Here is a 24,310-nt window from a genome sequence, read left to right on the forward strand (position 1 = left end):
AGGAGTGGAATAAATGGATTTTTTCTGCTAAATGCAATCGATTGCTTGTTATTTTGCGTTTTAAAATACCGAATTATTTTATTAGCCTTGTAGCTACCTTATTATTAATTTGTAAATCAAATTTATGAGTAATCAAAATAATCAATCGACCGTAGGGCCAATGATCATCATTGGATCCTTGTTTTTTATCTTTGGTTTTGCGACCTGGTTAAACTCTCTATTAATCCCCTATTTAAGAATTGCATGTGAACTGACAGAGGTACAATCCTACTTTGTGACCTTCGCTTTTTACATTGCTTACTTGGTGATGGCACCGGTATCTACCTGGGTATTAAATAAATTTGGTTTCAAAAACGGAATGGCAGTTTCTTTAGGTATCATGGCAGTAGGTGCCTTACTATTTATTCCTGCTGCTTATTCTAGGACATACATTCTTTTCTTATTAGGATTATTCGTTATGGGAGGTGGTTTAGCCATTCTCCAGACAGCATCCAATCCATATATTACGATCCTCGGACCGGTGGAAACTGCAGCAAAGAGGATCAGTATCATGGGGATCTGTAATAAATTTGCCGGAGCATTGGCTCCGATTATTCTCGGATACTTCCTTAAGCTAGATGAGGCTGATAAAGTGAAGAACCAATTGGCCAGCATGAGCCCAGAAGAATCCAGTATAGCTTTAGATAAGATTGCTCTACAAGTAGTTAACCCGTACATAGGCATCGTAGTAGTTTTGGTATTACTTGGATTTTGGATTTCTAAATCTAATTTACCGGAAGTTAAAGGAGATGAGGAAGAAGATGCCGAACACCATAACCTAACCGAATCAAAACAATCAATCTTTGATTTCCCGCACGTATTGTTAGGGTTTATCGCATTGTTTGCATACGTTGGAGTGGAAGTTTTAGCGGGTGATACGATCATTGCTTACGGTACATTCTTAGGCATTCCATTGAATACAGCGAAATTCTTTACGGCATTTACGATGGGATCCATGGTTGTCGGATATATCATCGGTATCATTGCCATCCCTAAGTATCTTTCTCAAGAGACAGCATTGAAATCTTGTGCTATCTTAGGTATCATCCTGACGGTAGGAATTATTTTCACTGACGGAATGGTATCATTAACATTGGTTGGTTTATTAGGTTTAGCGAACTCATTGGTGTGGCCTGCTATTTGGCCATTGGCGCTGAAAGGTGTGGGTAAATTCACTAGTGCAGCCTCAGGCATCTTAGTTATGGGTATCGCCGGTGGTGCCGTTATCCCATTGCTATATGGAGCATTGTCACACTCTGTTGGTGCTCACCAAGCTTATTGGATCGCTTTACCTTGCTATCTATACATCTTGTACTATGCCATTTCAGGGCACAAGGTCAGGAAAAAGACACATGCTTAAATTTAAGCAAGGCAATGGGGTTAGTGTACTAACTCCATTGTTTTTTTGAAGTTTTTCTTATCTTCGAATATTCTATTAAAATGATTATGAAAAAATTAGCATTAAGTATCCTTGTTGCGGCAGGGCTTGTATTTACGTCTTCTCAAGCAGAAGCCCAATTAAAGCTGCCTCAACCAAGTAGTACCCAGTTTATCCTACAGGATTTGGGAACTGAACAGATTAGTGTGGTTTATCAGCGCCCAAGTGCTAAAGGACGTGTTATTTTCGGAGATCTTGTTCCTTATGATCAAATATGGCGTACGGGTGCCAATGATGCAACCAATATCACTTTCCAATCTGAAGTAATGATTGAAGGTAAAAAGCTCGAGGCAGGTACTTATGCCCTATTTACCATCCCAGGGAAAGAAGAATGGACAATCGTTTTCAATACGAATGCAAAACAGTGGGGTGCTTATACCTACAATGCTGAAGATGACGTATTGCGTGTAAAAGTGAAACCTACAACCTTAGAAAACCCTGTTGAAACCTTCACCATTGAATTTGATGATGTTCATGAGCAATCATTAGATCTTTCATTAAGCTGGGAGAAAACAAAAGTTTCTTTCAATATTGCTGTAGATCAAAAAGAAGAGATCATAGCAAACATCGAAGAAGCAATGAAAGGTGATAAAAAACCTTATTTCCAAGCTGCTATGTACTATTTCAGCAATGGTCTTGATATGCAAAAGACCGTGACTTGGATGAAAGAGGCTGACAAAGGAAACACAAAAGCTCCTCATATCAAATATTGGAAATCAATCGTATTGGCGAAAGCTGGCGATAAGGCCGGAGCAATTAAGGCTGCTGAAGAAGGTTTAGCAATTGCAAAAGCAAGCAACAACCAAGAATATGTAAAATTGAACACGCAAGCGTTAGAAGCTGCGAAAAAATAAAATATTCATTTGACAAGAAAGCGGAGGACGAACTATCGACCTCCGCTTTCTTTTTATAAATACATACTGACCCTTACCTATTTAAGGGCATTAAATAATATCTCGACTGGATGCAAAGCTCCAGCACCCGTTCCATCCATGATCTGATGCCTACAGCTTGCTCCTGGTGCAGCAATCAAGGTCTCATCAGCCTTTCCACGCACAGCCGGAAATAACACTAGCTCTCCAATTTTCATCGATAGCGCATAGTGCTCTTTTTCATAACCAAATGAGCCCGCCATACCGCAACACCCGGAAGGAATTTCCTTGACCTTATAATTGGCCGGTATCTCCAAGATCTTAGCAACGATTGGCGACAGTCCCCAAGCTTTTTGCTGGCAGTGCCCATGTAATAGAATATTTTCTTCCTTCGAGACAAATTGGTTAGATGATATATTTCCGACCATATACTCTTCCCAAATAAACTCTTCAATAGTCAATGCAAAAGGGGCAATCCTTTCGGCATCTGCCATCAAATCTTCATCTACAAGGTCCACATATTCGTCCCTGAAGGTCAGAATGGTCGAAGGCTCAACAGAAACCAGTTTAGTGTTCGAATTCAACCTTCCACGGAAGGTCTCCACATTCTTATTGGCCAGTTTCTTGGCTTCACGCAATAGGCCTTTCGATAATAAGGCTCTACCAGAAAAGGCATGTGGCACCATCAACACCTCATAGCCCAACTTCTCTAAGAGAAGAACAGCTTTCTTGCCAATTTCCACATCATTGAAATTGGTAAACTCATCACAGAAAAAGTATACAGATTTAATTGGTTCCTTATGCCCAGAAAAGGGCTTATCCTTTCCTTGGAACCATTTTCTTAAGGTCTTTGAAGCAATTTTAGGGATGTGTCTTTCAGGAGCAAACCCCAATACATTTTTCACTAACCCAGAAGTCAGCTTTGATTCCACTACCCAATTGTACAGACCTGATATGGGCTGCATCAACTGCGTTAAAGTATCCACATGGGCTATCATTCTCGATCGGAACGGAATACCATGGCTATCGTAATAGGCCTGTAAGAACTCCGCCTTCAATTTGGCCATATCCACGCTGGAAGGACATTCAGATTTACAACCTTTACAGCTTATACATAGATCCATGACCTCCTTGATTTCCTCATGGTCAAAAGGATTCGCCTTCTCCGAATTGGTCAACATCTCTCGCAGGATATTCGCTCGAGCCCTTGTTGTATCCTTCTCATCTTTTGTAGCCATATAAGAAGGGCACATCGTACCACCTGATAAATGCGACTTCCTACAGTCTCCAGATCCATTACACTGCTCAGCATGCTGTAAGATGGTCTGTCCTTTATATCGGAATACGGTCTTGATCTCTCTATTGGCATGCCCAGGCGTATAGCGCAAGGAGCTATTCATGGAAGGGGTATCAACGATCTTTTCGGGGTTAAAGATCCCTTCCGGATCCCATGTCTCCTTAATTTCCTTCAGTAATTGGTAATTATGCTCTCCGATCATTAACGGGATGAATTCACCGCGCAATCGTCCATCCCCATGCTCACCGCTCAAAGAACCATTATACTTTTTCACCAAATGAGCAATTTCAAGGGCTATTTCACGAAATAGCTGATTGCCTTCTTCAGTCTTCAAATTGATGATAGGCCTCAAGTGAAGCTCACCAGTTGCGGCATGGGCATAATGAACAGCATAAAGATTGTACTTCGTAAGGATATCATTGAAATCACTGATATAGGCAGGTAGATCCTCCACATCAACGGCAGTATCCTCAATAACCGCGACAGGCTTCTCATCCCCAGGCACATTACTCAGCAATCCCAATCCTGCTTTCCGAAGGTTCCAGACCTTCTTTTTGTCATCCCCTAGGACCACTGGAAAGTGATAACCTAGTCCATGGGCCAAAAGATCTTCCTCAACAGCCTTTACTTTGCTCAGGATAGCCTCTTGATCCAGCCCATCATACTCAGCAATCAGGATTGCTTCCGGTTCGCCCTCCACAAAAAAGCGGTTCTTGGACTGTTCCAGATTATTCTTGGTACATTCCAAAATATATTTATCCATCAGTTCGCTGACCAATGGATGGTGTTTTAATACAATAAGATTTCCCTTTAGTGCATCTTCCAAGGAATCGAAATGAATACAAAGCAATCCGCTCGGGTTCTCCGGCAATGGATTGGCATGCAGTTTAATCTCGGTAATGAAGGCAAGGGTTCCTTCCGAACCACAGATCAGTTTACAGAAGTTGAAAGGCTCTTTCCCAGCTGTAAAAGGATCAGTTTCCAGAAGCATATCAACCGCATAGCCTGTATTTCTACGATGAATAGAAGGCTTTGGAAAGTTCTCACGGATCTGTTCCTGATTATGGTAATTGCCCAGCATACTCCGGATTTCATGATAGATCCGACCTTCCAAATCAGGCTGTTTGCATTTGCGGTCAAACTCCTCAAAGCTCAATGCCTTGAACGTCACTTCAGAACCATCGCTCAACAAGGCCTCCACCTCTAAGGTATGCTCTCTGGTACTTCCATAGATCAACGAATTGGAACCACAGGAATTGTTGCCTACCATTCCGCCGATCATAGCACGATTGGCCGTTGAAGTTTCAGGGCCAAAATATAGTTTATAGGGTTTAAGGAATAGGTTCAGTTCATCGCGGATTACTCCGGGCTGAACCCGCACCCAGGATTCTGCTTGGTTGACTTCCAATATTTCCGTGAAATATTTAGAAACATCAACAACGATCCCTGCGCCAACCACCTGACCAGCCAAGGAGGTCCCAGCAGTCCTAGGAATCAATGAAGTCTTTTGTTCTCGGGCAAATTTAATAAGCAAAAGAAGGTCTTGCTTATCTTTGGGGTAAGCTACTGCAAGTGGCAACTCACGATAAGCAGATGCATCCGTTGCATATAACAGACGCATCTTTTCATCCCAAAATAGTTCACCACTTAGTTGTTCCGAAAGCAGGGTTAACTGCTCATCCATAAGTTATGATCCTTTAATCTGTGATGTATAGGTACTTTCGAATATTTTATCGGCATTGTTCGTTTCGAAGCCGTCACGACGATGCTCTCTCTTAATTTCTTCTTTTGCTAAATGTTTAAACTGTGGCAATACACTGCGTTCTGCAAATTCAACATAGCTACCTGCAATTTCCAAGGTTTTACCGTCTGCAAATTTAGCATCATACAAGGCCGAAACCGTACTGCTCTGTCTTAGAAGATTGTCTCCACTCGTTTTGATCTTGCCACCCGAAGTGTTCAATTTAATGCCAATGCTTTCTAAAAATGCATTGAACTCTTCAAGGGTATTATATCCATCTTTCAATTCATGGATAGAGATGGTATAGTGGTTCAAGTAATAGCGATTATAGATGACCCAAGCCGCATATTCACTTTCAGCAAGCAGGGTTTCATATTCAGAAGAAGTAGGTAGATCCCATAAAGGTTTCTGTAGAAAATCTGCCAATTGCTGCCCATTGTTCAAATCCAAAGCATCCACTGGATCAGAAGTGATTGGAGCAGTATATTTCAGGATAATCTCTTGGGCCGCTTGGCTCAACTCAGATACTCGCAATTGGGAAACAAATATTCGGGGATAATGGTCAGCAGGAGGTGCATACCAATGTGCGTCAAGTTTCTTGCCTTCAAAATAATAGTAATCCATCTTTTTATAGCCGAAAGAAAGGAAAATCTTCTCGAAGGAGGCGATTCCTAGATTAGGAACACCTAAGGTACGGAATGCAATATGGTCATTTACGATGTCAGCTTGCGATTGTACAACCCCACGCTCCAGAAGAGCCTTGGTAATCTTATCCACATCTGAAACGTTCGCTCGGTAATGTTCAAACAAATCGTTCAACACTATATCAATAGGCTTTTTTTCGTCGAAATGCATAACAATGAATTTAGTCTTATAATTTGAATAAAGTTATCTAAAATTTATCAAACAAAAACTATTGTTCAGCAAAAAAGAGATAACTAAAAATATTATTCAGGAAAACTACAATTCTTCCGCTAAAATCTTCTCCAATTCCTCGGCAGTCAGGTTCATATTGATATTTCCATCCTTCGCGAAGGAAATCTCTCCGGTTTCTTCCGATACAATAACGGCCACCGCTTCAGACACCTCGGTCACACCGATGGCTGCGCGGTGTCTCAATCCAAACTGAGGTGGTAGGTCCTCACTGTCCGACAGGGGGAGTACCGAACTCGCGGTCATGATCCTGTTGTCCACAATAATAACGGCACCATCGTGTAAAGGGGAATTTTTGAAAAATATACTCTCTAATAATCTTTTGGATATCGGCGCATCGATCACCGTACCGCTGGTCTGGTAATATTCCTCATCAAAATATCTTGAAAACACCAATAGCGCACCAGTTCTAGACTTTGACATGTTTTGGCAAGCCTCCACGATAGGTTTGATAAATTCAACATTCTCACGATGGGTAGATTTCTTGCCCCCAAAGATAGACCACAAAAACTTCTTCCTCCTCAAAGAGATGTTTTTACCGATATGTAAAAGGAAACGGCGTATTTCCTGCTGGAACACGACAATCAAGGCAATGGATCCTACAGAGATAAAACCACCGAATATCTCGGTCAAAAGGCGCATCTCCATCTGCTTTACGACTAGATATATACCGTAAAACAACCCCACACCAATCAAGATATTTACGGCTATAGTCCCTTTGATCAAGCTATAGACATAGTAGATGATAATTGCTACGAGCAATATATCGATGAAATCCAGTAGCCTGAAGCCACTTAATAGATTGAAGTCCAAACCATCCATACTTCCTGCAATTTAAAAAATATTATCCATTGATGAACCTATTTAAAATCATAAAATGATAGGAATATGGCAGTGCAAAACAGTAAATTTGTAAAAAGGAGCTAAACTATGACTAAACTTTCAGTAAATATCAATAAAATCGCGACCCTGAGAAATGCCCGTGGTGGAAATGTTCCAAACCTTCTTGCCGCTGCCCTAGCTTGTGAGAAATTTGGTGCACAGGGAATTACCGTACATCCAAGACCCGATGAAAGACACATCCGCTATCAGGATGTCTATGACCTAAAGGCCAATATCATTACCGAATTCAATATTGAAGGTAATTGCCGTGAGCAGAAATTTATTGACTTGGTCCTTGCGAATAATCCAGCTCAGGTGACCTTGGTTCCTGATGAAGAAGGACAGATTACTTCCAACCATGGCTGGGACACCATCAAGCACCGTGAATATCTTTCCGAAATGGTGAAGCTTTTCAAAGGTCAGGGCATCCGTGTTTCTATCTTTGTTGACCCAGTAGTGGAATTGGTTGAAGCAGCAGCAGAAACGGGAACCGATCGGATTGAACTGTATACCGAAGCTTATGCAACCGATTTTATCAATGATCCTGAAAAAGCGATCGAACCCTATGTTAAGGCAGCACTTGCGGCTCAAAAGGTTGGATTGGGATTAAATGCCGGTCATGACCTTGACCTAAACAACCTACAATATTTCCATCAGCATATCCCTGGATTATTGGAGGTCAGTATTGGCCACGCCCTGATTTCCGACGCCCTTTACCTAGGTCTGGAAGAAACCATCAAGAGATACCTCGCCTGTCTAAAATAGCATAGGCAGAACACATAAATAGAAAATGGGAGCCAGTTCTGCTGACTCCCATTTTCTATTTGCTATTGACCTTAATGAATAGGTCTAAAGATTCTATTCCATCTAATTTTCGACAGGAAGGATCCGTTCTCATCCCAGCTCAACCATGTGAACAAGGCTTTACCAACGATATGGTCTTCCGGCACAAAACCCCAACCTCTCGAATCCAATGAATTATGGCGGTTATCCCCCATCATCCAAAAGTAATCCATGTTGAAAGTATAGCTGTCGGACTTCTGTCCATTGATATAATAGCCGTCAGATTTCTTTTCAAAGGTATTTCCTTCGTAAACCGAGATCGCTCTTTCGTACAATGGAACTGTCAATGAATCCAACTTAACGGTCCATCCTTTTTTAGGAACCTGGATAGGGCCAAAGTTATCGTAGTTCCAAATGATCCCATTGGTATACATCGGGAAAGCCTGAAAACCTGGATTCGCGTCCCCTGGCTCATAAATAATCTCCCTAAATTCCTTGATGTTGGACCATTTCTTCACCTCTTCAGCCTCAGTTTTTGTCATGTGCATTGCGTACTGACCCATACTTGGATCTGTATACAGCATGTCCATTTCGATACGCATATCCAACAATTTCTGTAGGTTGAGGCCGTTCGGGTCCGTTATGACCAAATAGTTGGTTTGAAAATCCTCATCCGTAAAGGCAGGTTCTCCATTGACAAAAAGCTTTGTGCGTTCCATGGAAATAACATCCCCAGGCATACCCACACAGCGCTTAATGTAATTTTCGCGTTTATCGATAGGTCTATTGAAAGGCGCATCAGCTTCCATTGGGTAGTTGAATACAACCACATCATTTCTCTTGATATCCTGAAATCCAGGTAGTCTTTTATATGGGATCTTTATCGCTTCAGAATAAGCTTTTCCACCAGTGACAGGCATGGTATGGTGAGCAAAAGGAAATGCCAAAGGAGTCATCGGAATCCTTGGACCATAGTTCAGTTTACTTACGAACAAGAAGTCACCAACCAACAAGCTTCTTTCCATCGATCCAGTAGGGATCATATAGGCTTCAATCAAGAAACCGCGAATCAACGTTGCGGCAACGGTAGCAAAAATAATGGCATCAGCCCATTCCCTAGCTACTGACTTTTTATAGGGATATTTCTTTTTGAATTCCTCGGTAGTGGACTGTCCCAAATATTTCACATTCGGGTCCCTGCCCCACATCGGCAATACGATAAATGGGACCAATACCGCTGCAGCATTTTCCCAAAACCTACGTTTCCCAAAAGATTTGATCAAATTCAATAGGAGATCATACCCTATAAAGATATTTACAATCGGAACAAATAGCCACACTATCCACCAGGTTGGCCTTCCAACCAATTGCGCCATGACATATTGTGCATAAACGGGAACAAAAGCTTCCCATCCTTGCTTGCCCGCTTTTCTATACAATAAGTACAGTCCGTAAGCGGAACCAATGATGTATATGGCTAAAATGATATACCACATATATTATTTATTAAAATCAAACATTTCAGTCACCTGATAAAACCCTTTTTTACCAAAAAGCCATTCAGCCGCAATAACCGCACCCAAAGCAAAACCTTCCCTGCTATGCGCAGTGTGCTTGAATTCGATTTGGTCAACTTCCGAGCTGTACAAAACAGTATGGGTACCAGGAACTTCTTCTATTCTTAAACTTTCGATCAGCAATTCATTTGGCTTTGGAATGACTTCCTCACCAGACCCTTCCACCGAATTTACCCAGGATTTCTTTTCATCACTGTTCTCCAAAATCCCTTCAGCAATAGTAATTGCTGTTCCGCTTGGGGCATCTAATTTATGGATATGATGGATTTCCTCCACCTGAACATCGTATTGCTTATAAGGATTGATGGCCTTTGCCAACATCTTGTTGATATGGAAGAAGATATTCACCCCAATACTGAAGTTAGAGCCATATAGCAAGGCTTGATCAGCTTCTAAACAAGTATCTTTTACTTCGTCCAAATGCTCGTACCATCCCGTGGTTCCGACCACTAAGGGCAGATTGGACTCAAAACAAAGACTGATATTTTCTAAGGCTGCATTTGGAGTACTGAAATCAATGGCCATATCAGCTTCTTCCAGATCTTCGGAAGTAATGCTGTCCCTATTTCTTTCATCAACGATCAAAACCACTTCATGCCCTCTTTTCATGGCGAAGCGCTCGATCAGTTGCCCCATTTTTCCATAACCTAATAAAACGATTTTCATATAGTTAATTGGTTTTTATTTAATGGTAAAGGTCATTTTCAAACCCGGAGATACAAATCCGTTTCCAGAAAAAGTACCCATCCCCGGTGTATAAGCATAGTTAGGAAGTAAGGTTGGTGAAACCTTAAAACTCAGATCATTACTGATATTCCAACGGTTTTTCAGGATCGAATCCACGTAGGCCTCAACCACGTTCAATCCATACCAACCTACCGTCAGCAAGATCGTCAGATCACGGTTTCTGCGACCATAATCCTTCTGTTGAACCAGACCCTGAACGGTCCAGCTACTATTGATACCTAAGGACTCATGATTGGACGGTTGCCCAAACTCTTCCCGATATTGCAGCTCACCTAAGAACTCCTTATAGTACCATTGCCAGTAATTAAAGGTCAGACCTGCACCGACAAATCCTCCGTAAATGATCGGAACTTTGATCCACCATAACCCCCCATTGGTATACTGCCCCCAACCCGGTAATATCAAAGATCTTTTCCAGGCAATCCTGGTCAATCTTTCGATTGCCAACCTTGCTGAATCCTTACGGATATCCTTATAATAGAATTTCTCGCGCTCCTTTTCAGCCTTTATCCTGGCTTTCCTTTCCGCGCGAGTCTCTTTCTTGACGGTATCTTGCGCAGCTTTCTTCACAGAATCCTGCACTTGAACCATTTTCGTAGAGTCAGGAATGGTATCTTTCACTTGGCTTTTAAGACAAGTAAAGGAAAAGATCATCCCAAAGAGCAGTAAAAATTTATACATTACCAGTCTAACAACTCTAAAATTCGGCTCAAATCATCCTCAGAGTTAAAAGGAATCTCAATGGCGCCTTTCCCCTTCGTAGATTTCACGTTCAATTTTACACGAGTGGCAAATTTCGAAGCCAGGTCATCCTCAATTTTTTGATATTGAAAATTCAAAGGCGCCTCTTTTTTGCCTTTTTGTTTTTTATCCTTAGCCTGTTGAACCTCACGGACCAATTGCTCAGCCTTACGTACCGACAATCCTTTTTCAACAATCTCCTTGAATATAAACAATTGTTTATCGATCTCTCCGACATTGATCAGGGCTCTGGCATGTCCCATGGATAAATCCCCATCACGGATTGCCGCCTGGATCACAGGAGGAAGTTTTAACAAACGAAGGTAATTGGTTACTGTAGAACGGTTCTTGCTTACGCGATCGCCCAGTTCCTCTTGCTTCAGGCTGCATTCCTCGATCATTCGCTGGAAACTCAATGCAATCTCAATGGCATTCAGGTTTTCGCGTTGAATGTTCTCGATCAGGGCCATTTCTAGCATCTGTTGATCATTTGCAGTCCTTACATAGGCAGGGATTTCGGTAATTCCCGCCAATTTGGATGCCCTCAACCTTCTTTCACCAGAGATCAATTGGTATTCATTCTTACCAATCTGACGCACAGTGATAGGCTGGATCAAACCTTGTACCTCGATAGACTCAGATAATTCCCTTAGGGCTCCTTCATCAAAATCTGTCCTAGGTTGAAAAGGGTTGATCGATATTTGTTCTACTTTAATAAAGTTTATGCTACCGGCAGGAGAGCTCGGTGTCTTGCTCGCAGGAACATCGGCCGTCTTGTCTTTAGGACTGCTGATCACTTCCTGTTGAAGCAATGCGCCTAAACCCTTGCCTAATCCTGTTTTCCGCTGTTGTGCTGCCATACTATACTGTTACAGTTTGCTTATTCTCTTTTAATAATCCATTCTTCTCCAAAATCTCGCGTGCAAGGTTCAAATAATTGATGGCACCTTTACAAGATGCATCATGCATGATTACTGAAATCCCGAAACTTGGTGCTTCACTCAAACGCGTATTTCTCTGAATAATTGTATCAAACACCAAATCGTGGAAATGCGTGCGCACCTCCTCCACTACTTGGTTCGATAACCTCAAACGAACATCGTACATCGTCAATAAGATACCTTCGATCTCCAGTTCGGTGTTCAATCGTGTCTGTACAATCTTAATTGTATTCAACAACTTACCCAATCCTTCCAATGCAAAATACTCACATTGAACCGGAATGATCACTGAATTTGAAGCTGTAAGTGCATTGATGGTAATTAGTCCTAAAGATGGGGAACAGTCAATGATAATAAAATCATAATCATCCTTCACTTCATCCAAAAGACGTTTCATCTTGTATTCGCGCTCCTCCAGGTTGATCATCTCAATCTCCGCACCGACCAAGTCGATATGGGCTGGCAATAGATCTAGATTTGGAGTATCGGTAGCCTGTATGGCTTCTTTTGCTGTCACATCATTCACCAAACATTCATAAATGCTGGTCTTAATGGCGCGAGGATCAAAACCAATTCCAGACGTGGAGTTTGCTTGCGGATCCGCATCCACCAACAAAGTCTTATATTCTAACACAGCTAAACTCGCAGCAAGATTGATGGAGGTGGTTGTTTTACCAACTCCTCCTTTTTGATTGGCTATGGCAATAATCTTTCCCATTGTGATTCCTCAATTTTTGAAAATAATGTCGACCGGCATTATTTCACTTCAATATGCAAATTAACATACCTTGATGATATTAGACACTTAAATGATGTTAAATTTGCTAATTTTGAAGCGAATCTCATTCTACCAAGTCAGGATGCTAAGATACGAAAAATAGATTTAGGTATTGATACCGAACGCGATTGCTTTTTACATGTAACATCAAACAATGAATTTAATTATCTCAGGCACAAATAGAAAACGTTCCAACTCATTAAAAGTTGCAAAATTTTATCAAAAGGAATTGTCAAAAAGGGGCGAAGAGTTTGAGATACTTTCCCTTGAAGATCTTCCCCATGATATCACCAATACGGATCTATATGGAAAACGCAGCGAAGCCTTTGCCGAAATCCAGGAAAAAGTGTCTGCAGCTAAAAAATTCGTGTTTATCATCCCTGAATACAATGGCTCCTACCCGGGAATCTTAAAGGTGTTTATCGATGCCTGCGCATTCCCTGCCTCTTTCTATCACAAAAAGGCCGCTCTGGTCGGGGTATCAACAGGAAAATATGGAAATATACGTGGCGTGGACCACTTCACTGGTGTATGCAACTATATGCGCATGCACGTCTTGCCCTTAAAGATTCACATTCCCCTGATCCAGAACGAATTGAATTCAGAGGAAGAATTTCAAGACCCCATATCCTTGAAGTTTATCATGGAACAGATCGACGAAATCGAACGCTTCTAAGCCCAGCTGCTTTTTAGGCTCCTCTGTCATATTTTCTTTATACAAGCTATTCTCCAGGGCCCTCCCAAAATTTTCTTGATTTTTCTTTTTACATTTAGTCCTTTGTAATATTTTAAAAATCAACAACTATGTCGACCAACCCTATCAAATCCATTGCACTTATCCTATCCTTAGCTTTAGCTTCCTGTAACCAATCCACAACCGTAAAGGAAAGTCCAGAAACTTCAGATTCCAGTGCATTTTTCAATGCAAAGGACTTGACCGGATGGCATGTATACAACCGTGGAAACATGGACTCCAAATGGAAGGTCGACAATGGCGAATTGATCTGTGACCCAAAGGGCAATGGAGAATTCGGCGACCTGATCAGCGACAAAGAATACCAAGACTTTGAACTGGACTTCGAATGGAAGGTCAAAAAAGGTGGAAACAGCGGTGTATTTATCAATGTTCGCGAGGATAGTACCTACGCAGCCACATTTGCAACCGGACTGGAGATGCAACTCCTGGACAATGCCAATGCCGAACCAAGGCATCAGGTAGACTCCACGCATTGGGCCGGTTGTCTCTATTCTGTGGAATGTATCGGCAGCAACTCCAAGCCTAATCCTTACGGCGAATGGAACAAAGGCAAGATCAAACAGCAAGATGGACAGGTAACCTTTTGGCTCAATGACAAGATCACCTTCCAAGATAGCATCAATACCCCTGCATTCAAACAAAAGATTGCCAATAGCAATATGAAAAACTATCCTGCCTTTGCAACATACCCTAAAGGAAAGATCGCATTCCAAAATCATACAGATTCCGTCGGTTTCCGAAATATCGCCATCAGAGAGCTATAGACACAGCTATTACAGGAGAAATTCCAACGTTTTTTTAACTCAGGCGACAATATATAATCCCAATGTCATAAAGGAACTATTATTTATAATCATTCTAAATAATACCTACTTTTACTCCAGCAAAGAAAACAGTTTCAATTATACAGAAGTCCTGTTTACCCGCATGAAGATAGGCATGCGGGTAATGCAGGCACAAATAAAAAACGGGATTGGCTATATATGGACAACTGTCGCCTAAGAATTCTCTCCAAAAATGACCAAGGCTTCATCAGTATGCCAGAGGGTCAGAATATCATACACCTTTGTTTCAATAATATCCTCATCAACTTCAGCAAAGAAGATTTCATCATGTTCCGAAGGATCGTGAAGGACATCTATGCAGAGAGCAGCCCCGTATCATTTCCAGATGGTCGAGAACGGATCTTATTGAACAGCCCCTATTCGGGAATCAATTTCTCCTTCAACCACTTTGAAATGACTGAACTGGTCAGGTCTTTAGATGAAGCCTATTACATGGAAAGAATCTATTCTTTCTTGCAATAAGCAGGCTTTAATGGTCTTTCACTCTACGTTTCTGACTGTTCAGCAATCAAGACGCCACGCTAAAAATCAAATTAATTATTTGGCTTTGAATAATTTGCCAATTCACCCACAAAAAATATCCATAAAATATTTTGTAAATCAGAATTAACCCCTATATTTGCACACCGCAACACGGAAAAGGAGAATTAGCTCAGCTGGTTCAGAGCATCTGCCTTACAAGCAGAGGGTCACTGGTTCGAATCCAGTATTCTCCACCAAAAAAGACCAAGCTCAGTCATTCAGAGCATTCCGAAGTAAAACCGGAAGTGGTCAACAAAAAGGAGGCTTAGCTCAGCTGGTTCAGAGCATCTGCCTTACAAGCAGAGGGTCACTGGTTCGAATCCAGTAGCCTCCACTACCGAAAGAAAAGCATCAAGAAATTGATGCTTTTTGCGTTTAAAGGTACTAATTAGATGTTTTTCAAAGGCGATGGGGCTGGTTCAGAGCATTCCGACCAAGAGTCGGAAGTGGTCACTGGTTCGAATCCAGTAGCCTCCACTACCGAAAGAAAAGCATCAACAAATTGATGCTTTTTTTGCGTTTAAGATTTTATACTACAATTTTCTCTAATGTATACCGTGTACATTATTTACTCTCCTTCTCTAGACCGATATTATATCGGATTTACTCAAGACATTACAGACAGGTTACGGCGTCACAACTCAAAGAGCAAGGGATTTACAAACCGAGCCAATGATTGGATTATAGTCCATGTAGAATCATTCAATCAAAAAAATGAAGCAATGAAAAGAGAAAAAGAAATAAAAGGGTGGAAAAGCAAAAAACTAATCGAAAAACTCATACGCGATGCTGGTTCACAGCATTCCGACCAAAAGTCGGAAGTGGTCACTGGTTCGAATCCAGTAGCCTCCACTACCGAAAGAAAAGCATCAAGAAATTGATGCTTTTTTGATTTACCCCTGTTTTGTTTCAAACCATCCAGCTAAAATGGGGCAATACATCTAAAATAAGTTTATTTTTACAGTGTCACCTTGAGGAACGAAAGGTCTCGGAACCATGCGAACCATGATTGTATCAGCGAACAGTTCCTGTACCTTCGGCACAGAATGACACGTCCCTATAGAGGAGAACCGAACAGATTCTTCACTGATTGTCCAGAATCAGAGAGCGACAAAGAGGGATTCAGAGCAACGCGAAGAATCTATATCTTGTTTTTTTTTAGAAAATTGTAGTCATTCCGAAATCGTAAGATGAGGAAACTATTTCAAATGAAGAGTGGCACGTTCCGAGACCCTTCGGGCAGGCCCTCAGGGTGACACGAAAAGGGTACAAAAAAATATTTCACCCCCGCTAGGGGTTAACCAATAATCCATTCCAATTTCTATAAAGATGTCACCCCTGCTGGGGAGTTACGATTAGACCAAAATCAAAAAATCCTCATAGCTTTAATCCTGACCTCATTCGAGACATATTCGGAATTATCGCAATATGTCCCGAATATGCCTCGAATAAAACCCAAAGCCCATCAACAAAAATTCTCTCAAAAATCTACACCCTTTTACAAGATTTTCCCTGCAATCCACACAAGAATCCCACCCCCTGGCAAGAATTTTCACCAAGTCTAAATACTAAATACTCTCTACTAAATACTACTAACTATTAATCATAGAATTTCCAGGATACCCCAAACCTTAGGTTTGCAGGCGCCATAGGATAACGTCTTACGCTGTAATACCCATTAGGGTACACATGTTGGTTGACGAAATTATAGCTTAGGAAAAGATTGACACGATCGATGTTTCCAGTGAACCAAAGATCGGCGATAGGATAAGTTGAGAACTCGATCCCTACGTTGTCATTATAGAACTGTCCGGAGTTGATGGAATAAGAAGGCGTACGGAATGGCGTATTGAAACGTACATCCATACCCAATCTAAAGTCCATGACATTGTACAGCTTGTTGGCATAGTAGAAACTGTGCCATGTGTAGAGCTCTGGCGTCGCCAGGATGTCCATCGCATCGGACTTTTGGTAAACTACACGGTTATCTAGGTGGAACCTACGGAACTTGAAATTCTGGCCGACGGTCAGTTTCAGGAGATTAAGGTTTCCTTCTTGGGTTGGCAGGATATTCCTCGCGCCCAATATATTGTTGTCAGGATTTGGAACTTCGTGAAAATAAGTGTAGTTATTGATCAGGAAGTATTCTAGCTTTCCGTTGAATCCTAATTTATCATTCGCATATTGAAAGGAAAGGTTTTGGGTCTTGATCTTATTCAGGTTAAGGTCTTCCTCTTTCCAGGAATGGTAAGAAAGGTTGGCATTTTGGAATATCATTTCGGGTGACTTATTCTGGGAATAGGCACCGACCCTTAATTTTCCTAAAGTTTCGTTCAAATGTATGTCGGCATAAGCTTCATATAGGAAATCCCCAAAGTTCCGACCTACCACTATTTGGTTGGCGGTAAAATTGACGTCTACTTTGTCGGAAAACTTATAGCCGATAGCGCCCTTTACCATGGAGTTCTGGTAAAACTTATTCAACACACTGTCCGCATACCAGATCAGGTCATTTTGGAAGCCCAGTTCGACCTTCGCTTCATTCTTGAGGCTTTTCCCTCGGAGATAGAAACTATAGGTAAAATCGTTTGAAATGGTCGTAATTTTCGTTGTGTCCTCTACCCTTACCAGGTTGTTAAAAGGTAGGGCATTATAGAGGTCTGCCTGATTCTTAAAGAAGATAAACTTCTGTTGCCTGATACTGGAGTTATGGGCAATAACATTCGTTGGGTGGATTTCGGCATCTGGACCATTGCCACTGACCGTGTCAATCCTTCCCATAAAATAGGATTGCCTAATAAAGAAGCCTAGATCTTTCCATTTATTGTACGGACGGTTTGACTGTATCCCATCTAATTTCACGGGGTAACGAGATGGCGAAGTGTTACTGGAAGTATCCCTGAATAAGGTATCGTTCCTTACCGAACCGTTCTCGGTAGCATCCAAGGTGTTGAATGTAAAGTTTGAAAGGAGGTTGTACCTTTTGCTAGGTGATTCGTACCAGGCAAATACAGCCCCTTTTCGGTCGCTATATTGTTGGTTATTATAGAACCCATCGGTATTGGTCGCATGGTATTCAGCACCAATATTCAGGTGGGGATTGATATTCTGCGCCAATTTGGCTCGGAATACCTGATCATCAAAGAAGAAACCCACAGCATATAACTCCGAGTAACGAGCTCGGGCACGGTAATATTGGACAGAATCCGGATGCAGGATATATCGTTCCATGGCATGGTAGCCAGATTGAAACCCGATGGTCTTATTCGGGTTGAACAACAGGTCTCGAGTCGCCAAACCATAGGACCCTAGATTGATCGAAGGATCCCAAGGAAGGTTCTGTTTATTGTAATATTGAAAATTGACATGGGAAGTATCGATCTGAAAGGTCTTTGTTCCCCGCTTCATTGTTTTCAGGTTAGTAAACCTTACGTATTTAGCCGTGAAGATGACTGAGTCTTTCTTATTATCCTCTGCATTACGCGCAGAATCCAGTGCAGAACTGAACTCCTCTTCAGTCTGGGCGTATAGTTTAGGAACAAGGCTAAACAACAACAATACAAACAATAACCTTCTTAGCATACTCAAATCAGGAACGGTACAAAATTTATGCCCTCAAAAATAGCGCAAAAAACCAAAATTATTGCAATGCGATCAATTCTTTTAAAATACTTGTCATTTTTGGTTCTGCCTTTGCGGCCACTTCCACTATTTCCTGAAGCGATACCGGTCTTAGATTCGGATGGAAACCTTCATCTGTCACTACGGAAATGGCAAAAACAGGTAAGCCCATATGATTGGCAACAATCACTTCGGGAACCGTACTCATCCCAACGATGTCCCCTCCTATAATGCGCATATAACGGTATTCGGCGCGGGTTTCAAGATTTGGTCCAGGAGCGGAGACATAGACCACTTTATGGGTCCTGAAACCTAGATTATTGGCGATCTCCATGCCTTGTTCGATCATCTGGAAATTATAGGGCTGGCTCATGTCAGGGAAACGGGGGCCTAAGTCCTCATCGTTTGTTCCCCGTAATGGATTATCGGGAAGTAAGTTGATATGGTCTTCAATAATGCCGATATCACCTTTTCGGATATCGGGGTTCAAGGAACCTGAAGCATTGGACACGAATAGTTTTTGGATCCCTAAGCCTTTCATTACGCGAACAGGGAAAGTGATTTCCTGCATGCTGTAACCTTCATAATAATGGAGTCTACCTTGCATGGCTACCACCTTACGCCCATTGAGCGTTCCAAAGATCAATTTTCCGGTATGGAATTCAACGGTAGAGATTGGGAAATTGGGAATATTGGAATACATCATCTGAAATTCCACTTCAATTTCCTCTACAAGTTTTCCAAGGCCTGTGCCTAAGATAATTCCGAATTCTGGGGTGAAATCGCCGATTTTACGACGGATAGATTGGATAGATTCTTCAATCATTTGATACATGTGTGCAAAAAAACTAGTTAATCAAACTTACTGTTATTTTTTTGCACACACAAATCAAAGGAATAGGCTTACTTTACAGCGGTCATGGGTTTTCTAACTTTCCCTGGAGAAGTTAACCATAACAAGATAAAGGTAGTTAAGCCATTATATACGATCAGCTCGAAACCGATTTTATATTCGGTCAGTGGTAATAGATAGGTCGTCAACAAGTACATCAATATCGGTGAAACGACACAGATGTAAGGCACAAGGTTATCTTTGACACGCATCTTGGTCAGGATACCGAAAGAGAACAGGCCTAACAATGGACCATAAGTGTATCCTGCAATCTTAAAGATGGCTGATACGACAGACTCGTCGTTGATGACATGGAACAACAAAATAACCAATAACATAACGATCGAGAACGCAAAGTGCACATAGTTACGCTGTTTGACCAATTTTGGATCATTAGGGTTTTCCTTTTTATTGAAGTTCAAGAAATCCACACAATAAGAAGTGGTCAAAGCTGTCAATGCAGAATCTGTTGTTGCAAATGTCGCTGCTGTCAATCCCATCATAAAGATAATTCCCGGCACAATAGACAGGTGTCTCAATGCGATTTCTGGATACAGGTAATCCGATTTGCCCAGATCAGCAATATTGATTCCGTTAGCATCAGCATAGAAATACAATAAGGCACCCACCGCTAGGAAGAATAGATTGATCACCACGAAGATACCTGTAAAGGTCATCATGTTGGTCTGTGCTTCCTTGATGGTCTTCATGCTCAGGTTTTTCTGCATTAAATCTTGGTCCAGACCTGTCATGGCAATGGTCACAAAGATACCGCCGATCACATGTTTCCAGATATTCCTAGGGTCGCCCAATAGGTTCTCCCAGATAAATACTTTGGAATAGGTGCTTTCCTTAACCTTTTCAAATGCCTCAGTAACGGTCCAACCTAAGCCGTCTGCCATAAAATAAATAGACAGGACAACGGCCAATAACAGGAAAGTGGTCTGTAAAGTATCGGTAATAATAATCGTCTTTAATCCGCCCTTATTGGTGTACAGCCAAATTAAAATAAGACAGACTGCCACAGTTAAGATGAATGGTACATTCCAAGCATCGAAAATATAGCGTTGCAATACGATGGCAACGAGGTACAATCTAAAGGCAGATCCGATGGTCCTAGAGATCAAAAAGATCATAGCTCCGGCCTTATAACTTTTGTGACCCAAACGTTCTTCCAAATAGGTATAGATGGAAGTAAGGTTCATGCGGTAATAAAGCGGCAGCAAGACATAGGCGATGATAATGAAGCCTATGGCATTCCCGAGAACAAACTGAAAATAACTGAAATTATTGGGGTCGCTCAGGCCTGCAGGCGTATTGCCCACATCACCGGGAACCGAAATAAAGGTCACCCCCGACAGGGCGGTACCGATCATACCGAAGGCAACCATATACCATTTGGCATTTCTGTTCGCGACAAAGAACGTGGAGTTATCGGAGGAATTTCTGGATGTAAAATAAGCTACAGCCAAAAGAAGCCCAAAATAAACCACAATAAAAGTTAGCAGGATAATTGGTGACATAGGTAGATCTAAATTTTATTTATTAAGGTTAAAATTATCGATCGCTTTTCGAACATTTCCGAATTCTTCGATCAGTGCAGTTGCAGTCTCTTCGTCAGTTCCGGTTTCAGCCATGACCATACGAACCCCTCTACCAACCAATTTATGGTTAGAGAGCTGCATATCTACCATTTTATTTCCCTTAACTCTGCCCAATTGGATCATGACAGCGGTACTGATCATGTTTAACACCAATTTCTGTGCAGTTCCAGCTTTCATACGAGTAGAACCCGTAACGAATTCAGGGCCTACGATTACTTCAATAGGATATTTGGCACGGGCTGCAATCGGTGAGTTTCCATTACAAACCAAACATCCGGTTGCAATCCCTAACTCATTCGCTTTATCAAGACCGCCAATTACGTAAGGTGTAGTTCCAGAAGCGGCGATACCAAGGACAAAGTCATTTTCATTGATCGCATATTCTTCTAAATCTTTCCAAGCCTGTTCAACATCATCTTCAGCAAACTCCACCGCTTTACGGATAGCCGTATCGCCACCAGCGATCAATCCGATCACCCAGTCAAAGGGCACGCCGTAAGTAGGAGGACATTCCGATGCATCCAAGATACCCAAACGACCCGAAGTCCCTGCACCGATATAGAACAGACGCCCACCTGCTTTCATACGGTCAGTAACGACCTTCACTAGGGCATCAATTTGAGGAATAACCTTTTCAACGGCCAACGGCACTGTTTTATCTTCATTATTAATATTAGTCAGGATCTCAAGAACCGACATCTTATCTAGGTCTTGATAGTTGGAATCTTTCTCCGTTGTGTTGATCATAGCATTCAGCATTTGCAATACATTCAATAACTTTTCGTAAATATGCGACTTTTTGCTAAAAAACGCAAAAACACGCATGTTAATTTTATATCTCGTCGAGTGGGACGAATTTATAATTTTTATTCTTCAATAAATCAATCAATCTTTCTAATTGATTAAATAATTTATCTTCTCTTTTAGGGTCAGTGCCAAGATGGACAATAATTTGGAATCCATTGAGGCCCTTGCTCTGTTCATACTCAGCCAATTGTTTCAGAATCGCTTCAGTGGACAAATACCGCGCTCCCATTTCTGGATACGTATAATCTGCCGCTGTTCTTAAACCTGGAGTAAAATTATACAGCTCCATGCCCAACTCCTTCGTCCAGGCTGCAATTTGCTTATTGTACCATTCATACGGAGCAACAAATTTGTCCATTTTCGTGATACCAATTGCATGGAGCTTATCCAGATTAGCCTGTAAATCGTTGACAAACTCCACTTTAGACAGCAAAAGGCTATCCCTTTTCTCCCAAGGTGCATACAACAGATGTTGGTCAGAATGTGGACCAACATAATGTCCTTGACGATATAATCTTTTCAGCAACTTTGCTGATTTCTGATCTTTCAGAAATCTCCCTGTAACAAAGAAGCTCCCTTTCACTTTTTCTTTATCGAGTGTTTCTGCAACTGTTTGCAGTCCTTCCCTGAATTCATCACCTGTAAAAATCAAGCTAACCTGCCTTTTACTGGTATCGCCCCTAATGAAGGCGCCTTGAGAATCCGTTATTCTTTTTTTTTTGATTCACTCTCTTTTGCCGACAACAGATAGATCAAAGACGCTGTTCCATCCATGGTTGGCTCATTCGTACTATAATCACCAAAATCATCATGGTAAACCACCAAATCACTTTGGAATGGAGCATACACATCCGGCTTGTACAATTGAATGCCGATCAGGTTATTATAGATCGCGGAATATACCGGTCCATCCACCAATCCCCCATCAATTGGGTAGTTGTGTAAATATGTAAACGACGAATGTGGCTCGGTTGGTGTATCACCATGTGCAGGTAATCCATAGACCATACTGGTTCCCCAAGGATTTACACCGAATAACCAATCTATATTAGCTTGTTCCAATTCTTGAAATTGCTCGTCCCCAGAAGCCTCACGATACCATAAGCATTGGATAGCAAATGAGGTGGTCAAATTGTTACTGCACCAAATAAAAGGAACTCCGCGATAGAACATGTTGTCCTTAGCACGAGCATTTACTTCCTGGATACCTTCTTTATAATAGCCTAGGGCTTCTTTCTTCACCTTTCCATTCACTGATTTTGCCAATTCAAAATGGCCGAGGTTAATGAAAGGATAATATTGATAATGGTTTGCCGTATCCCGTACCATCCAAGGAGTTACTTTTTCCTGCCTGGCAAAGTCCATTGCCTTTTGGATATGTTCCTGGTTTTGGTTCAGGTTGAACATGGTGGCTTCGGCCAATTCCATATCGTCCACCCAGTTATCTTCAGCATAAATATAAGGCGATTTAACTGAAACAGTCTGGGTTACCCCTGGCTTGATGTATGCGTATTGATAAGCTGTACCTGCCTTTTCCTTTAAGATGGAGGCATATTCAGCGTTTTGATCTTTAAGTAATTGATGACCCAAGCCAAAAGCACTCACGAATTTTGCAGCAGTGGAACTTGTCCCTGTGGTATTGTTCATGAATTTACCTCTTTGCTGCGGATTGCCATCGATAAAATATACTGGTCTTTCATGTCCTCTTCCATAAACCGAGTCTTGGCCCGGCAAGCGCATGGCGGTATGATCACGGTCATCTGCAATCTGGTTGAACATGATATTGGGCTTGGGATGCATTTTTACCAACCAATCTAATCCCCAGATAGCTTCATCCAATACATCAGCAATTCCGTTTTTACCGTCCAGTCCGTTTGCTTGTTTCTCATCGGTAAATACGGATGGAAAATCGCGATAGGCTGCCAATAAATGATAGGTAGCATTGGCCGAGGTGGTGGCATACTGCAAATAATCGGAAGCATCATGCCATCCGCCCGCCACTTCTACGCGTGTACTATCAGGCATACCAACGGAACTGGCATACATGGTAAATCCATCGTGCGTATGGCAAGAATCTTGAAGGAATGGATTAAATAGCGTCCTTTGCTGACGCATGTACCTCAAGGTAAAATCGGCGGTGCCTTTATAGACATCTGCATTGATCTTAAAACTTGGAGACTTCGTACCATCATCGGCCAGTAGGTAATATTCGCCATTTTTGTTGAACTTACTGAAATCCAACCTGTAGCCTAATTGGAAGGGTCCATATTGGCCAAATTGTTTACCTGTTTTGGCCGTAAAAACGGCTTTATTATTGTTTTTGTCGATTAAACTAAATTTCTTGATCCCTTTATCTCCTTTAGTTACCCATACAGCTACTTTTTTATTGTCAGGAAGATAGCCTAATTGGTTTATCCTGATCCAGGAATTCTCTTGTGAAAAGGCCTGAAAAGCACAAAGAAGGAAAATAAACAAGGAAAGTACGCTATTCAT

General features: G+C 41.6%; 21 protein-coding genes and 2 tRNA genes. 9 read left to right on the forward strand and 14 right to left on the reverse strand.

Features of this window, described 5'->3' with window-relative positions:
- Positions 1 to 124 precede the first annotated feature (124 nt).
- Entirely contained in the window at positions 125 to 1,399 is a 1,275-nt protein-coding gene (locus RT138_RS11295) for a sugar MFS transporter (protein ID WP_313190764.1), read from the forward strand.
- Between the two features lie 86 nt (positions 1,400 to 1,485).
- Positions 1,486 to 2,331 carry a DUF2911 domain-containing protein gene (locus tag RT138_RS11300; protein WP_313190765.1) on the forward strand — a complete coding sequence of 282 codons (846 nt, stop codon included), beginning with the start codon at positions 1,486 to 1,488 and terminating at the stop codon, positions 2,329 to 2,331.
- Positions 2,332 to 2,408: 77 nt separating this feature from the next.
- Here the strand turns inward: RT138_RS11300 and RT138_RS11305 are convergent, their stop codons facing one another.
- The 3 genes from RT138_RS11305 to cdaA all read right to left on the reverse strand — a co-directional run bounded on the left by RT138_RS11305 (position 2,409) and on the right by cdaA (position 7,142).
- Entirely contained in the window at positions 2,409 to 5,330 is a 2,922-nt protein-coding gene (locus tag RT138_RS11305; protein ID WP_313190766.1) for an FAD-linked oxidase C-terminal domain-containing protein, read from the reverse strand.
- Positions 5,331 to 5,333: 3 nt separating this feature from the next.
- Positions 5,334 to 6,242 carry a DUF1338 domain-containing protein gene (locus tag RT138_RS11310; RefSeq protein ID WP_185215843.1) on the reverse strand — a complete coding sequence of 303 codons (909 nt, stop codon included), beginning with the start codon at positions 6,240 to 6,242 and terminating at the stop codon, positions 5,334 to 5,336.
- A gap of 105 nt (positions 6,243 to 6,347) precedes the next feature.
- The gene (gene cdaA / locus RT138_RS11315; RefSeq protein ID WP_169918969.1) at positions 6,348 to 7,142 is read right to left on the reverse strand and encodes a diadenylate cyclase CdaA; all 795 of its coding nucleotides are present in this window, start codon (positions 7,140 to 7,142) and stop codon (positions 6,348 to 6,350) included.
- Between the two features lie 108 nt (positions 7,143 to 7,250).
- Between cdaA and RT138_RS11320 the strand changes: the two genes are divergently transcribed.
- On the forward strand, positions 7,251 to 7,967 hold the full coding sequence (locus tag RT138_RS11320) for a pyridoxine 5'-phosphate synthase (RefSeq protein ID WP_313190767.1): 717 nt from the start codon (positions 7,251 to 7,253) through the stop codon (positions 7,965 to 7,967).
- Positions 7,968 to 8,038: 71 nt separating this feature from the next.
- On the opposite strand, the gene lepB is transcribed toward RT138_RS11320, so the two are convergent.
- Genes lepB through RT138_RS11345 form a run of 5 tightly spaced genes read right to left on the reverse strand, consistent with a single transcriptional unit; the run spans position 8,039 to position 12,709 of the window.
- Positions 8,039 to 9,481, reverse strand: coding sequence for a signal peptidase I (gene lepB, locus RT138_RS11325; RefSeq protein WP_313190768.1), 1,443 nt, complete (start codon positions 9,479 to 9,481; stop codon positions 8,039 to 8,041).
- Positions 9,482 to 9,484: 3 nt separating this feature from the next.
- Positions 9,485 to 10,228: a 4-hydroxy-tetrahydrodipicolinate reductase gene (gene dapB / locus RT138_RS11330; protein WP_185211405.1), complete on the reverse strand. Its 744-nt coding sequence runs from the start codon at positions 10,226 to 10,228 to the stop codon at positions 9,485 to 9,487.
- 15 nt (positions 10,229 to 10,243) lie between these two features.
- A complete protein-coding gene (locus tag RT138_RS11335; RefSeq protein ID WP_185211406.1) occupies positions 10,244 to 10,990 on the reverse strand; it encodes a DUF5683 domain-containing protein in 747 nt (248 codons plus the stop codon).
- The gene (locus tag RT138_RS11340; RefSeq protein WP_313190769.1) at positions 10,990 to 11,910 is read right to left on the reverse strand and encodes a ParB/RepB/Spo0J family partition protein; all 921 of its coding nucleotides are present in this window, start codon (positions 11,908 to 11,910) and stop codon (positions 10,990 to 10,992) included. The genes RT138_RS11335 and RT138_RS11340 overlap by 1 nt, the downstream gene beginning before the upstream one ends.
- 1 nt (position 11,911) lies before the next feature.
- Positions 11,912 to 12,709, reverse strand: a complete 798-nt coding sequence (locus RT138_RS11345; protein ID WP_313190770.1) for an AAA family ATPase — start codon at positions 12,707 to 12,709, stop codon at positions 11,912 to 11,914.
- 214 nt (positions 12,710 to 12,923) lie between these two features.
- On the opposite strand from RT138_RS11345, the gene RT138_RS11350 reads away from it, so the two are divergent.
- From RT138_RS11350 to RT138_RS11375, 6 genes are all read left to right on the forward strand, one after another.
- Positions 12,924 to 13,445, forward strand: a complete 522-nt coding sequence (locus RT138_RS11350; RefSeq protein ID WP_313190771.1) for an NAD(P)H-dependent oxidoreductase — start codon at positions 12,924 to 12,926, stop codon at positions 13,443 to 13,445.
- Between the two features lie 128 nt (positions 13,446 to 13,573).
- Positions 13,574 to 14,290 (forward strand): DUF1080 domain-containing protein, encoded by a 717-nt coding sequence (locus RT138_RS11355; RefSeq protein WP_313190772.1) that lies wholly within the window; start codon positions 13,574 to 13,576, stop codon positions 14,288 to 14,290.
- Positions 14,291 to 14,509: 219 nt separating this feature from the next.
- Complete coding sequence (locus RT138_RS11360) at positions 14,510 to 14,833, forward strand: DUF6686 family protein (protein WP_185215839.1); 324 nt, start codon at positions 14,510 to 14,512, stop codon at positions 14,831 to 14,833.
- A gap of 179 nt (positions 14,834 to 15,012) precedes the next feature.
- Positions 15,013 to 15,090: transfer RNA gene (locus RT138_RS11365), tRNA-Val, on the forward strand.
- 62 nt (positions 15,091 to 15,152) lie between these two features.
- Positions 15,153 to 15,227, forward strand: a tRNA-Val gene (locus RT138_RS11370).
- A gap of 214 nt (positions 15,228 to 15,441) precedes the next feature.
- Positions 15,442 to 15,774 carry a GIY-YIG nuclease family protein gene (locus RT138_RS11375; protein ID WP_313190773.1) on the forward strand — a complete coding sequence of 111 codons (333 nt, stop codon included), beginning with the start codon at positions 15,442 to 15,444 and terminating at the stop codon, positions 15,772 to 15,774.
- 718 nt (positions 15,775 to 16,492) lie between these two features.
- Here RT138_RS11375 and RT138_RS11380 read toward each other — a convergent pair.
- The 6 genes from RT138_RS11380 to RT138_RS11405 all read right to left on the reverse strand — a co-directional run bounded on the left by RT138_RS11380 (position 16,493) and on the right by RT138_RS11405 (position 24,310).
- Positions 16,493 to 18,475, reverse strand: a complete 1,983-nt coding sequence (locus tag RT138_RS11380) for a putative porin (protein WP_313190774.1) — start codon at positions 18,473 to 18,475, stop codon at positions 16,493 to 16,495.
- Positions 18,476 to 18,533: 58 nt separating this feature from the next.
- The gene (locus RT138_RS11385; RefSeq protein WP_185212984.1) at positions 18,534 to 19,349 is read right to left on the reverse strand and encodes a purine-nucleoside phosphorylase; all 816 of its coding nucleotides are present in this window, start codon (positions 19,347 to 19,349) and stop codon (positions 18,534 to 18,536) included.
- Between the two features lie 68 nt (positions 19,350 to 19,417).
- Positions 19,418 to 20,929: a sodium:solute symporter gene (locus RT138_RS11390; protein ID WP_185212983.1), complete on the reverse strand. Its 1,512-nt coding sequence runs from the start codon at positions 20,927 to 20,929 to the stop codon at positions 19,418 to 19,420.
- A 15-nt stretch (positions 20,930 to 20,944) separates the two neighbouring features.
- On the reverse strand, positions 20,945 to 21,757 hold the full coding sequence (gene murQ / locus RT138_RS11395; protein WP_313190881.1) for an N-acetylmuramic acid 6-phosphate etherase: 813 nt from the start codon (positions 21,755 to 21,757) through the stop codon (positions 20,945 to 20,947).
- A gap of 85 nt (positions 21,758 to 21,842) precedes the next feature.
- Entirely contained in the window at positions 21,843 to 22,469 is a 627-nt protein-coding gene (locus RT138_RS11400) for a polysaccharide deacetylase family protein (protein WP_313190775.1), read from the reverse strand.
- A 53-nt stretch (positions 22,470 to 22,522) separates the two neighbouring features.
- Positions 22,523 to 24,310, reverse strand: coding sequence for a glycoside hydrolase family 9 protein (locus RT138_RS11405; protein WP_313190776.1), 1,788 nt, complete (start codon positions 24,308 to 24,310; stop codon positions 22,523 to 22,525).

It is taken from the genome of Sphingobacterium sp. (genome assembly GCF_032065005.1).
Classification (GTDB): Bacteria; Bacteroidota; Bacteroidia; order Sphingobacteriales; family Sphingobacteriaceae; genus Sphingobacterium.